Annotated in this window: 11 protein-coding genes; 5 read left to right on the top strand and 6 right to left on the bottom strand. The window is 48.8% G+C overall.

Going from position 1 to position 12,579, the window contains the following annotated elements:
* Positions 1-65: 65 nt before the first annotated feature.
* The 4 genes from ETC05_RS11160 to ETC05_RS18100 all read right to left on the bottom strand — a co-directional run bounded on the left by ETC05_RS11160 (position 66) and on the right by ETC05_RS18100 (position 5,055).
* Complete coding sequence (locus ETC05_RS11160) at positions 66-1,250, bottom strand: RNA-guided endonuclease InsQ/TnpB family protein (protein WP_171661011.1); 1,185 nt, start codon at positions 1,248-1,250, stop codon at positions 66-68.
* A gap of 129 nt (positions 1,251-1,379) precedes the next feature.
* Positions 1,380-2,753 carry a glycoside hydrolase family 1 protein gene (locus ETC05_RS11165; protein WP_171661012.1) on the bottom strand — a complete coding sequence of 458 codons (1,374 nt, stop codon included), beginning with the start codon at positions 2,751-2,753 and terminating at the stop codon, positions 1,380-1,382.
* A gap of 254 nt (positions 2,754-3,007) precedes the next feature.
* Positions 3,008-4,819, bottom strand: coding sequence for a YncE family protein (locus ETC05_RS11170; RefSeq protein ID WP_171661013.1), 1,812 nt, complete (start codon positions 4,817-4,819; stop codon positions 3,008-3,010).
* A 113-nt stretch (positions 4,820-4,932) separates the two neighbouring features.
* Complete coding sequence (locus ETC05_RS18100; RefSeq protein ID WP_256371119.1) at positions 4,933-5,055, bottom strand: hypothetical protein; 123 nt, start codon at positions 5,053-5,055, stop codon at positions 4,933-4,935.
* A 370-nt stretch (positions 5,056-5,425) separates the two neighbouring features.
* Between ETC05_RS18100 and ETC05_RS11175 the strand changes: the two genes are divergently transcribed.
* The 5 genes from ETC05_RS11175 to ETC05_RS11195 all read left to right on the top strand — a co-directional run bounded on the left by ETC05_RS11175 (position 5,426) and on the right by ETC05_RS11195 (position 10,636).
* Positions 5,426-6,115 carry a response regulator transcription factor gene (locus ETC05_RS11175; RefSeq protein WP_033844128.1) on the top strand — a complete coding sequence of 230 codons (690 nt, stop codon included), beginning with the start codon at positions 5,426-5,428 and terminating at the stop codon, positions 6,113-6,115.
* On the top strand, positions 6,112-7,116 hold the full coding sequence (locus ETC05_RS11180; RefSeq protein ID WP_171661014.1) for a sensor histidine kinase: 1,005 nt from the start codon (positions 6,112-6,114) through the stop codon (positions 7,114-7,116). Before ETC05_RS11175 ends, ETC05_RS11180 begins: the two co-directional genes overlap by 4 nt.
* A 94-nt stretch (positions 7,117-7,210) precedes the next feature.
* Complete coding sequence (locus ETC05_RS11185; protein ID WP_171661015.1) at positions 7,211-7,966, top strand: ABC transporter ATP-binding protein; 756 nt, start codon at positions 7,211-7,213, stop codon at positions 7,964-7,966.
* Positions 7,963-9,888: an FtsX-like permease family protein gene (locus ETC05_RS11190; protein ID WP_171661016.1), complete on the top strand. Its 1,926-nt coding sequence runs from the start codon at positions 7,963-7,965 to the stop codon at positions 9,886-9,888. The genes ETC05_RS11185 and ETC05_RS11190 overlap by 4 nt, the downstream gene beginning before the upstream one ends.
* Positions 9,889-10,459: 571 nt before the next feature.
* A complete protein-coding gene (locus ETC05_RS11195; RefSeq protein WP_171661017.1) occupies positions 10,460-10,636 on the top strand; it encodes a hypothetical protein in 177 nt (58 codons plus the stop codon).
* 137 nt (positions 10,637-10,773) lie between these two features.
* Here ETC05_RS11195 and gndA read toward each other — a convergent pair whose 3' ends face one another.
* A complete protein-coding gene (gndA, locus tag ETC05_RS11200; protein ID WP_171661018.1) occupies positions 10,774-12,183 on the bottom strand; it encodes an NADP-dependent phosphogluconate dehydrogenase in 1,410 nt (469 codons plus the stop codon).
* 156 nt (positions 12,184-12,339) lie between these two features.
* Entirely contained in the window at positions 12,340-12,531 is a 192-nt protein-coding gene (locus ETC05_RS11205; protein WP_031408435.1) for a hypothetical protein, read from the bottom strand.
* Between the last annotated feature and the right edge of the window lie 48 nt (positions 12,532-12,579).

Genomic DNA, 12,579 nt, shown 5'->3' on the forward strand with positions numbered 1-12,579 from the left:
GTGGTGCTCCGAAGGCTTCAATTCCCCACTAACGAATGGGTACATGTCAATAACCGCTTTTCGTGCTAGGCTATTGACTTACCATATTTTTTTAAGTTTCTACTTGCGTTCACATCCCTGTCTATTTGATTTCCACATTCATCACATATAAACGTTCTTTCTGACAAAGAAAGTTTCTCTTTTACAGCCCCACAATGGCTGCAAGTTTTAGACGAAGGGAAGAATCGATCGGTAAGTATAAACTTGATCCCATTCCAAGCACACTTATATTCCATTTGCCTTTTAAACTCGTGGAATGTTTGTTCTTGGACGGCTTTCGATAGCTTTCTGTTCTTTACCATTCCATGAGTATTTAAGCTCTCCATGACTACATACTCTGGCTTGGTTTTCACCAAAGATGTAGTGATTTGATGAATATAATTGTGCCTGATGTGTTTCAGCCTTCGATACGTCTTTCGAACAAGGAATTCCAACTTCTTTATATTGTTTGTTTTTCTGTAACGGAATTCACCTCCTTCTGTTTTTATTTTATTTTTCTCATATTTCCTTGATCGCTTACGTTGCAACCGTTTCAGCCTTTTCTCCAACTTCTTCACTTTGTTTGATTTGTTTATATTGCGAAACTTCTGCCCGTTGCTAACGACAGCTAAATCTTTTACCCCTAAATCGATGCCTATGCCATCAGTATCATTTGGACTTTTGTTTTCGACTTGTTCTACTCCTACAGTGAGCCACCAGTTTATTCCATCAAACGTGATTCTTGGGTTGAGATATTTTATATTACTCCCTGTTGGGATTCTGTCTTTTTCAGCTAACTTAACATAGTTAAATTTCTGCCTATTCTTTTTCTTTGATGTGGTTAACTTTTCCAATTTTACATGCGTTTTTGTGATTTTTGTTTTTGCCGTATCTTGATAAAAACTTGGTTTGCTTCTCTTTTTTGACTTAAATTTTGGAAACTTCGTCCTGCCTTCAAAGAAGTTTTTGTACGCTTGACAGGCATCTTTAATTGCTTGTTTTGTTATATTGTTTGAATAATGATTAAGCCAATCATATTGTTTCTGCTTTTTTAATTGCGTCAATATTTTTCTCAATTCACTATCGTTTAAAAACGTTCCACCATTTTTATAGTTTTCTTGTTGTGTAGCCAATGCCCAATTGTATGCCCATCGGGATACACCTGCGCACTCAAATAACTTTGTTCTTTGCTTATTGTTTGGCAAAAGCATGACTTTATAAGTCTTGATCATCTTTTACTAACTCCTGAATCATTTTCTTGGCTTTACCTATGTCAGTTATAATTTCAAACCGATTTATCACCTATATACATAGTTTTTATAAATTGTATATAGAGTTTTACGAAATTTTATAAATTTATTTCAACTGTGTGTCACCTCCCCATTCGTGCGAATGACGCGCTGGAACCAGTAGAAGCTTTTTTTCTTATAACGTTTCAAATCGCGCAAGTTTTGATCATCGCGGTTGACGAAAATGACGCCGTAGCGCTTGCGCATCTCGCCTTGCGAGCTTAACAGATCGGTCGCTCCCCACATCAAATAGCCGATCACCTCGACCCCTTCTTCGATCGCCAGTTTCATTTGTTCAATATGGCGGCGCATATAGTCGATCCGCTCGTCATCGTCGACCGTGCCGTTCTCGTTTAGCTCCTCCTCAAGCCCGATGCCGTTTTCGGTGATGAAAATGGGCATCTGGTAGCGGGCGTACACGTCTTTTAAGGCAATCCGCAAGCCGAGCGGATCGATCGCCCAGCCCCATTTCGTCTTCGGCAAGTGGGGGTTCGGCGCAAGCCCTTTGATGATCCGCTCATCTTGTTCCTGATGGCGGACGATTTGGCTTTGATAGTAGCTAAATGACAAAAAATCGACCGTCTGCGTGCGCAGCAATTCCTCATCGCCTGCCTCAAGCGGCAAGCGGATCCCCTTTTTCTCCAGCCGATTCGTCACATAGCGCGGATAAACGCCGCGGGCGAACACATCAAAGAAGAAATCAATGAACAGCTCTTTCGCTTGCACGTTCGCCAAAGCGTCTTCCGGGCGGCATGTCGCCGGATACGTTGTCAAATACGTCGCCATCCCGCCGATCTTCGCCTCCGGAGCGATCTCGCGCAGCGCCTTCACCGCCTTGGCGTGGGCGAGAAAGACGTGATGGCAGACGCGGTAGGCAAACGCTTCCGGGTCTTCATCATCCGGGCAGATCGCCCCCCATAAATGCGGTTGTTCGAGCACTAAGTTTTGTTCGTTGAACGTCAGCCAATAGTTCACTTTCCCACGGTAGCGCGCAAACACGGTGCGCGCGTACCGCTCAAACAAGTCAACGACCTTCCGCGAGGCAAAGCCGTTGTATTTCTTCGCCAACGCCAGCGGCAAATCAAAATGGTACAGCGTAATGACCGGTTCGATGCCGTTCGCCCTCAATTCATCAAACACGGCGTCATAAAACGCCAAGCCCGCTTCATTCGGCTCCCCTTCCCCATCCGGAAAAATGCGCGTCCAAGCGATGCTCGTCCGGTAGGCGGTAAAGCCAAGCTCCTTGAACAAAGCGATGTCTTCTTTGTAGCGATGGTAAAAGTCAACCGCCACTTTCCAGTCGGAATGGCCTTCCGGAATCGAGCGCGCATCAACGATCGACAACCCCTTGCCTCCTTCATTCCACGCCCCTTCCGTCTGAAATGACGTCACCGCCCCGCCCCATAAAAAGCCATCGGGGATGATCGATTTGCGCTGTTGTGACATGGAACGACCCTCCTATCTGTGAACGGACGTGTTTTCGTGATTGAACGCCTTCAACACCATCCTTGCATGGCATCGTTTAAAACTAGACGACATGAGGCGACTGCATTTTGATGCGCCCTTGACTGCTTGTATGGTATCATTATAAAACTAGACGGGCGGAGGTGCGAGCCCGTCTAGACGTTGTGAACACGTTTTGGTTCGCTTCTTTTCCATGCCGTTCTGGCAAAGCACCCGTCTCTGCAAGCAACGGCGGTTTATCGAGACGGTTTTTGCTTAATCAAATAATGGTTGGCAGCCACGTTTCGATACGTGAAGATCATTCCATCATCCCCAGCCGCTGCAAGCAACGCTTCCGATGACAAATCGGCGATTTTCGTTCCTGTTGCCCGATTATAAATGGCTCGGCTGGTAATAATATATTGACGGCTCGCCGCCCGCAGCGGCTCCGAAAATTGTGCGGCCACCAATGCGCCAGAATGGGCTGGATGGATGCGCGCCGTTCCGTAAAAAATCTCCCCGCCGTTCATAAAAAAGGCATCGTCCCCTCCAGGGAGGGACAACAGTTCCGAAACATGCCAATCGGAAAGCCGCACCGCATACAAGGCGTGATCCGATGTTCCTTCCTGTCCGACATACAATACATTTTGTTTTTTGTCATACACAATCATCGGATTGATGAATGCCTTCGGGATCCGCCATTGTTTTTTCGTCTTCATATCATAAACGGCTACCGCTCCCGTCAATGTGCGGCTATTGTCGGTGAAGAAAATTTTCCCGCCCCCGATCGCCAATGTGCGCGGAGCAGCGATCAGCGGCACCGTTCCAAGAAACCGCATGGTTTTGGCGTCGTAAATCGCCACCTTCGTCGCTCCCGACAGCGCAACATACACCTTGCCGCCATCAATTTCTATATCCGTCGGCTGCGGTCCGGGATGAATTTCTTTCACTATTTTCATGTCGCTGGCGCGAATGACAAACAGTTTGCTGTCTTCAGCGGACAACACATACAACCATCCGGTCGATGAATCATAAGCCAAATGGGAAATCGGCACATTGGTGAAAGCATAATGGGACGATGGAACGTAATAGCTCTCATCGGCCGGCAATGGATATTTGTAAATTCGATTTTCCCCTTCTTTGATCAAGTACAAATTGTACTTCGCATCCATCAGCACATAGTTCGTCGGGAACGGGAGTGCGCTGACCTTGGCAGAGGTGTAACGGTCATACACCGCCTCACTTGTCACAACGTAGGTCCGTTGAACATCCAAAACAGGGCCGTTATAACAGTCGTGCACCATGTTGATATTTCCGGCATCAATGCGCCGACCCGCAAAAAACACATCGTTTCCGTCAACGAGGAGCGGATGGGTGGGCTCGCTGCCCCTCGGCCCTTGATACGAAACTCGCTTCACCACCTTCAAATCGGACAGGCGCAACACCGCTAAATCAGGAATGGCAAAATTGCGGCCGATGAAAGCAAGACCTCGCTTCTCATCGAACACCAACGTATTTTCCGCTGAAAAAACGGCAGAAAAGTTGGGGTCAGCAATCAGCCGGCTTGTTTGGCGTTTCGTTGCCAAATCCCACATATACATCTCATACGTCGTCTTCCCGCGCCCGTACCGCTCTCCGAAAGTGACGATTTTGTTGCCCAACAGGCCAAACGGCAATCCGCTATACGGGGCTCGTTGAATCAGCCGTTTCGTTTTGACGTCAAAAACGTCTATCGATGTTTCAGACGGCACATACAGCTTCCCGTCCCGCAAAAGAAGAGTGATCGACCGTTGGGCATATTTCCGCCATAAAGCGCTGTATGCCCGCAGAGAAACGGTTTCTTGCTTTTTGATCGACAATGTGCCGGCTTCAATAAACAATAACGTCCCTTTTTCCGTGAGCGCATAAATATACCCGTTTTGATCGTCCATAACCCAATCGAGCACGCGCCCAGGAAGCTGTTGCGTACGCGGTCCGGCCGCTTCCGCTTTAGCGGAAGGAGACACATAGACAAGACAGATAAACAAGAAGAGACAAAATAAACAACCTTTCCTGAATGTTGTTCCCATTCTACTCCCCCGTCAAACGATGATTTCTAACTTCGATCCATTCCTTGCGCATAGCATCGCGAAAACAATCAAGCGCCGCTATTGGCCCATTCCTGAACCATCCTTCATATCCATCATAGCCCATCGTTGTTCATCACTTCAAGCTCTTTTTGCCATACGCCCGCCGTTCGGCCGCACCCACCAACTGCCGCCAATCGCTGTTTTTTCATGAGTGGCAAGGCGACGAACATGATCATGTTTGTCCCTCATTGCTTTCCCATCTTCCGCTCTAGAAGGCTGGTGAAAAACAGCGGTTTCCTTTGATCGATGAATAAATGTGTGCAGTGTTGCAAGGTTTTTCTATTTGAGAAACAATGCCGGGAAGCGGTATGCACGATTTAATCACCGGTCTCCTAGAAGGGCGGTGAAAAACAGCAATGGCCCCTAGCCGACGTCGGATGACATAAAACGAGAAGCCGATGCCACAAGGTTTCTCCACTGGAGAAACAAGGCGGCGAAGCAACATGCTCCTTCAATCACCCGCTTTCTAGGCTTCTTTTCCCCCCGCGTTCAAACAAGTATAATGAAAACAGAGTGTTGAATCGAAACGAGTGTGGTGAGAGAAAATTGAACATTTTACTCATTGAAGACGACGCCACGTTGTTTCAAGAAATCAAACAACGTCTCGAACAATGGTCATACAACGTTTGCGGCATCCGCGATTTCAGCCGGGTGATGGAGGAATTTTCACACTGCCAGCCACACCTTGTCATCATTGACATCCAGCTGCCGAAATTTGATGGATTTCACTGGTGCCGCCAAATCCGCGCGCATTCGAACGTCCCGATCTTGTTTTTATCGTCGCGCGACCATCCGACCGACATGGTCATGTCCATGCAGCTTGGCGCGGATGATTACATCCAAAAGCCGTTTCATTTTGACGTGCTGATCGCGAAAATCCAGGCGCTGCTCCGGCGCGTGTACGATTACAATGCAGGCCCCATCCACCTGCAAACGTGGTGCGGCGCCACCATCGACTATGCCAAAAGCACGGTCACCAATGAACAAGGAACGGTGGAGCTGACGAAAAACGAACTGTTGATTTTAAAACATCTGTTGAACAAGAAAAACACGATTGTAACGCGGACAGAACTGATCGAACAGCTGTGGGAGGACGAACGGTTTATCAGCGACAACACGCTGACCGTCAATGTCAACCGGCTGCGGAAAAAGCTTGACGAACTGGGCTTGGGCCGTTTCATCGAAACGAAAGTGGGACAAGGGTATATGGCAAAGGAAGAGGGGATCGGCTCATGATCAAAGACTACTTGATGGAACGAAAAAGCTGGCTTGTCTTCTTTGTGTTCCTCGAGCTGTTCATTCTGTTTGTCGCTTATCTTGATCCGACGATTCCCTTTTCCTCCGCTCTTTATATCGTCTTTTTAACATCCATCCTCTTTGCCGTCTTTGCCATCATCCGTTGGAAAAAAGAAACGGCATTTTATCAACGGCTGCAAACGTACCATCTTGCCTTGGACCCCGCTTCCAGCCTCCAGGCGGCCAGTCCGTTCGAACGCATCGTTGAGCGCGCCATGGCCAGCCAAATGGACCAATGGAAACAGGAACTGACCGTATGCCGAACAGCGTTGGAACAAGAGAGAGATGAACTGCTGACATGGATTCACGAAATGAAAACGCCGCTGACGGCCATGCGGCTCATGATCGAACGAGTCGAGGAGGAAAACACCAAATCATCGCTCCTATACGAATGGCTGCGCATTCATTTGCTGCTTGATCAGCAGCTCCATCAGCGGCGGCTCCCTCACATGGAAAACGATTTATATATTGAACACGTCGAGCTCAAACCGCTTCTCATCAATGAAATCAAACCGTTGCAGTCATGGTGCATGCAAAAAGGCATCGGCTTTGATCTTCAATTGAACGTCCGCTCGGTGCTCAGCGATGCCAAATGGCTTTCGTTTATCATCCGGCAAATCGTGACGAACGCGGTGAAATATAGCGAGTCTTGCGACATTATCGTGAAAAGTTTTCTGGAAAACGGCCATATCCACTTGCAAATTCAAGATTTCGGCCGCGGCATTGATCCGAAGGACTTGCCGCGCATTTTTGACAAGGGCTTCACCTCCACTGCCGAACACCAAAACGAAGCGGCGACGGGGATGGGGCTGTATTTGGCGAAAAAAGCCGCCCAACCGCTTCTGCTTGACTTTCACGTCGAATCTTCACCGGGGCGCGGGACGGTCTTTACCATCGTATTTCCCCAGGAAAACGACCTGATCCGAATGCACGGCATGTGACAAAACTGTCACATGCTGTCTTGTTTTGTTCGACCAAACAAAGGAGAAAATGAACCATTTTGTTTATGATAGAAACGAAGGAGGGGGACAGGAGATGACGATACTCGAAGCAACCAACATCCGCAAAATCTACGGAACAAAGAAAAATCAACAAGAAGTGCTCAAAGGCATTGATTTGCGCGTGGAGGAAGGAGAGTTTCTCGCGATCATGGGCCCGTCGGGATCAGGGAAGACGACACTGCTCAACGTCCTTTCCTCCATCGATCGGGTGAGCGAGGGCGCGATTTTCATCAAAGGAAACAACATCGTCGCCATGAAAGACCGGGAGCTGGCGGAATTTCGCAAGCGCCATGTCGGATTCATTTTTCAAGAGTATCATTTGCTTGACACGCTGACGGTGAAGGAAAATGTCCTTTTGCCTTTATCGATTACGAAAACGCCCAAGCAAGAAGCGGAAAAGAAATTTGCCGAATTGGCGTCTGAACTTGGCATTATTGACATCCAAAACCACTATCCAAGCGAAATTTCTGGGGGGCAAAAACAGCGCGCGGCCGCGGCGCGGGCGTTCATCCATGAGCCGAACATCATTTTTGCCGATGAGCCGACCGGCGCACTCGATTCGAAATCAGCTTCCGATTTATTGCACAAGCTGCAAAAACTGAATCAACAACGGAAGACGACGATCATCATGGTCACCCATGATCCGGTCGCGGCCAGTTTCTCAAGCCGTGTCGTTTTTATTAAAGACGGACAATTGTATACGCAACTGTACAAAGGAACCGAAACGCAGCAGCAGTTTTTCCAAGCCATTATGCAAACACAAGGCGTGCTAGGTGGTGTTCGGCCATGAGCATGAAGCAACTCTTGTTCCGCAACTTGAAACAAAACATCCAACATTATTATTTGTACGTGTTTGCTTTGATGTTTGCTTCCGCCTTGTATTTCGCGTTCGTGACATTGCAGTACGACCCATCCCTTGATGCCATCAAAGGGGGAGTGAAAGGGGCGGCGGCCGTCCGCACGGGCGCGGTGCTTCTTATCGTGATTGTCGCCGTCTTTCTTTTGTATGCCAATGCCTTGTTTATCCAACGGCGCGGCCATGAGATCGCTCTTTTGCAGTTGATCGGCATGACGAAACGAAACATCTTTTTGATGCTGGCGGCCGAAAACGTCATTCTTTATTACGGCACGTTGATCATCGGCATATGGATGGGATTTGCCGCTTCCAAGCTGTTGATGATGATTTTGTTTAAAATCATCGATATTCCAGTCAAGGCGTCTCTTTCCTTTTCGGGCCGAGCATTGGTGCAAACGTTGATTGTGTTTAGCGTGATCGATGTCTTCATGATGGGGATGAACCGCTTGTTTCTCAAAAAACAGACGATTGTATCCTTGTTCCGCACGACATCGACAACCGAAGCAAAACATGTATCCGTATGGAACATGGTCGTGGGAATGGCCGGGATCATCCTCATCGGCAGCGGCTATGGTATATCGATGAAATTGTTTAGCAGCGACTGGAAGAGCGTTCAAGGCTTATTCATGGCCATGGCATTCATTTTAGGCGCGGTCATCATCGGCACCTACTTGTTTTTTAAAGGAACGATCAGCTTTCTCTTCCACCTATGGCGGAAGCGGAAAGGCGGTTATTTGTCGATCGACGACGTGCTTTCCATGTCATCGCTCATGTTTCGCATCAAATCAAATGCCTTGCTGCTCACCATCATCACGACCGTGTCGGCCATCGCGATCGGGTTGATTTCGTTAAGCTATATTTCCTACTATTCAGCCGAACAGGCCGCGCAAAACTACGTCGCCGCCGACTTTGCGTTCACGGACAAAAAAGATGCCGCCCGTTTTACGGCGGCGCTGCGATCTCATGATATTCGCTATCGGGAAACGATGATCGATGTCATTGAAGCACCGACTGATATTTCAATGATTTTAGACATCGCTGATCAAAGCCGGCTCCAGTTTCAGCCGTCCGCCGCGCCGCTATCGGTGATCAGCGACACAAGTACAGGCCGCATCGATGTCAAGCCCGGGGAAGCAGTGCTGACGGGATATCAGGACATCCTCCGCCAATTCTTGCCGTTTAAAGAAACGGGAACGATTCGTTTAGAAGAAAACGGCCGCATGGTCCCACTTCATTACCTTGGGATGAAAAAAGGCTATTACGTCAACTACCATTTCACGCACGGCATGCCCACCGTCGTCGTCGATCAAACGATGTTTGCTCGCTTGCAAAAAGAAACCGATCCACAAACGAAAAAGGTGCATATCGGAATTCACCTGACTGACGAAACAAATATCGAGCGGGCTGATCAGCTGTTTCAACGCATGGAGTTTTCCTCCATCGCCGATTCGCGCCTGATCATGAGCCGCCATCAAAAACAGACATTCGGATTGATCATGTTTGTTGTCACCTTTTTAGGGCTCGCCTTTTTGGTCACCTCCGGCTGTATTCTTTACTTTAAGCAAATGGGCGCCGGCGAAGAAGAGCGGCCGAATTACACCATTTTGCGCAAACTCGGATTCACCGAAAAAGACTTTTTCAGGGGCATCCGACAGAAACAGCTGTTCTACTTTGGGGTTCCGTTGCTTCTTGGATTGTCTCACAGCTATTTTGCCGTCCGTTCCGGCTGGTTCTTTTTCGGCACCGAACTGTGGACGCCGATGTTGACGGTGATGGCGATTTACACGGTCTGCTATTCGCTGTTTGGCATGTTGGCTGTACGTTATGACAAACAGCTGCTTCGTGAGGCGCTATGAGCTTAGAACGGGGCTCGTGCAGAATGTAGCACCTAGAAGGCTGGTGAAAAACAGTGGTTTCCTTTGATCGATGAATAAGTGTGTGCAGTGTTGCAAGGTTTTTCTAGTTGAGAAACAATGCCAGGAAGCGGTATGCACGGTTTAATCACCAGTCTCCTAGAAGGCTGGTGAAAAACCGCTGATTCCCTTCAACAATGGGGGAACGCATGAAAATCGGGACCGATGCAACAAGGTTTTTCTAGTTGAGAAATGAGATGGCAAAGCCGTATCCACGAGTAAATCCCCGGTCTCCTAGAAGGCCGGGGAGAAAAAGATCAGGTTGTCCCCTTTCCTTGATCATCGGCTCATCGATCCATGAGGCATGGACCTCCTTGTCGGCAGTTGGTGGTACATCGATTCCAACCGAGGAGTCCGGTTCATGTCTCTTTTTTGTTTAATTGTCAATGTATGTTAGCCAATTTGCTCATCTACAGGTTTAAAAATGGGAATAAAGGCTCTTGTTTTTTAAAAATTTTCCAATAAAAATTCATTGTAAGTATATTAAGGGGAGATAGAGGGAGAACTTCTCTTCATGAATCGAAAAAAACGATTTGCCTTATTTCTCGCCGTGCTGATGATCATGTTCTTTTTCATCTACATGTTTGAAGAACAAGTGCTGCGCTTTTTAGACTACAAAGCGGTCAAATTGACGATACTGATCTCTTTAATCACGATTATTGTCGGCGATGCCATTTATCGACGCACGTAATCAGATGCCCAGCGTGAACGGAAAGGTCCGCCGGGCGACGATGTCGGGCAACTTACATGCAGTGTCAACGGTTGGAGAGAAGTTTCATCAAGCGCCAAAAACCCTTAGAACCTCATGCGGCTCTAAGGGTTTTTTGCTTACTTCAACCATTCCGTATGGAAAATGCCTTCCTTATCGACGCGTTCGTACGTGTGGGCGCCGAAGTAGTCGCGCTGCGCTTGAATTAAATTGGCCGGGAGCACCGCGGTGCGGTAGCTGTCATAGTAGGCGAGGGCGCTGGCGAATCCTGGCACTGGAATGCCGCGCATCGCCGCCGTGGCGACGATTTCGCGGAGCGCGTCTTGATAGCTTTCGACGATGTTTTTGAAGTACGGATCCAAGAGCAAGTTCGACAGCTCCGGATCGCGGTCGTACGCCTCTTTAATTTTTTGCAAAAATTGCGCACGGATGATGCAGCCGCCGCGGAAAATCATGGCGATGTCGCCGTAGCGCAAGTTCCAGTTGTATTCCTCAGACGCCGCTTTCATTTGCGCAAACCCTTGGGCGTATGAGCAAATTTTGCTCATATAAAGCGCGCGGCGCACCGCTTCGATGAAGTGGGCGCGGTCGCCTTCAAACGGCTTCACCGCCGGGCCTGCCAGCACTTTGCTTGCTTTCACGCGCTCGTCTTTCATCGCCGAGATGAAGCGGGCGAATACCGACTCGGTGATGATCGGCAGCGGCACGCCTAAATCGAGCGCGTTTTGGCTCGTCCATTTGCCCGTTCCTTTTTGCCCGGCCTTGTCCAAAATGACATCAACAAGCGGCTTTCCTGTTTCTTCATCGATCTTCGTGAAAATGTCAGCGGTGATTTCGATTAAATAGCTGTTCAATTCGCCTTTGTTCCAGTCGGCAAACACTTCGTGCAGTTCAGCGGCGTCCATGCCGAGCACATGTTTGAGCAGGAAGTATGCTTCGGCGATCAGCTGCATATCGCCGTATTCGATGCCGTTATGCACCATTTTCACGTAATGGCCGGCGCCGTCCGGACCGATGTACGTCGTGCACGGCTCGCCGTCGACTTTGGCGGCGATGGCTTCAAAAATCGGGCGTACGAGCTCATGCGCTTCTTTTTGTCCCCCCGGCATGATCGATGGGCCTTTCAGCGCCCCTTCCTCACCGCCGGACACCCCTGTGCCGATAAAGTGAATGCCGAGTTCAGCGAGCTCTTTGTTGCGGCGCTGGGTATCTTTAAAGTACGTATTGCCGCCGTCAATGACAATATCGCCTTTTTCCAGATGCGGCTTCAGCTGTTCGATCGTCGCGTCCGTCGGCGCTCCCGCTTTCACCATCAGCAAAATTTTCCGCGGTTTTTCCAAGGCGTTGACGAATTCTTCGATGCTGTATGTACCGACAATGTTTTTTCCTTTCGCTTCTTGCAAAAACTCATCCGTTTTTTCGCGCGAACGGTTGTACACCGCCACCGAATAGCCTTTGCTTTCGATGTTGAGCGCCAAGTTTTTCCCCATGACCGCCAGTCCGATGACGCCGATTTGCTGTTTCACCATTGTCCAACGTCCCTTTCCGTTTTGGTTTGTTCATCAAACAACATACCATACGTTTACACTTGCCTGCAAGTTTTTCTAAACCGATTTAGGAACGGGGCGGCAAGACGGGCTTTGTTTGGCATGTTCATACGAAAAGGGGCGTAACGCCCCTCATGCTTAGTAGCCTCCATAGTGCGGGAAGCCGTACGGCGAAAACGGATAGTGGCCATCATGCATCCCGTATGGAAAGTGGTGATAGCCGCCATATCCCCCGTACCAATAAGGATAGTAGCCATACGGATAGTGGCCGTAGCCGCCATAGTAAGGCGGATAAAAGCCGCCCGGATACGGGCCAAACGGTCGAACCATGGAATGCGCCTCCTCTTCATCGGTTGAAGTTCATTTCCATGGTTAGGA

The sequence above is a fragment of the Geobacillus sp. BMUD genome, from assembly GCF_013096845.1.
Taxonomy (GTDB): Bacteria; Bacillota; Bacilli; order Bacillales; family Anoxybacillaceae; genus Geobacillus; species Geobacillus vulcani.

What these genes read in the sequence shown, in the direction of transcription:
- ETC05_RS11170 (WP_171661013.1), bottom strand. Translation starts at nt 4,819, where the DNA reads ATGGGAACAACATTCAGGAAAGGTTGTTTATTTTGTCTCTTCTTGTTT.
- ETC05_RS11205 (WP_031408435.1), bottom strand. Translation starts at nt 12,531, where the DNA reads ATGGTTCGACCGTTTGGCCCGTATCCGGGCGGCTTTTATCCGCCTTAC.
- ETC05_RS11165 (WP_171661012.1), bottom strand. Translation starts at nt 2,753, where the DNA reads ATGTCACAACAGCGCAAATCGATCATCCCCGATGGCTTTTTATGGGGC.
- ETC05_RS11160 (WP_171661011.1), bottom strand. Translation starts at nt 1,250, where the DNA reads ATGATCAAGACTTATAAAGTCATGCTTTTGCCAAACAATAAGCAAAGA.
- ETC05_RS11195 (WP_171661017.1), top strand. Translation starts at nt 10,460, where the DNA reads ATGAATCGAAAAAAACGATTTGCCTTATTTCTCGCCGTGCTGATGATC.
- ETC05_RS11180 (WP_171661014.1), top strand. Translation starts at nt 6,112, where the DNA reads ATGATCAAAGACTACTTGATGGAACGAAAAAGCTGGCTTGTCTTCTTT.
- ETC05_RS11185 (WP_171661015.1), top strand. Translation starts at nt 7,211, where the DNA reads ATGACGATACTCGAAGCAACCAACATCCGCAAAATCTACGGAACAAAG.
- ETC05_RS11190 (WP_171661016.1), top strand. Translation starts at nt 7,963, where the DNA reads ATGAGCATGAAGCAACTCTTGTTCCGCAACTTGAAACAAAACATCCAA.
- ETC05_RS18100 (WP_256371119.1), bottom strand. Translation starts at nt 5,055, where the DNA reads ATGATCATGTTCGTCGCCTTGCCACTCATGAAAAAACAGCGATTGGCG.
- gndA (WP_171661018.1), bottom strand. Translation starts at nt 12,183, where the DNA reads ATGGTGAAACAGCAAATCGGCGTCATCGGACTGGCGGTCATGGGGAAA.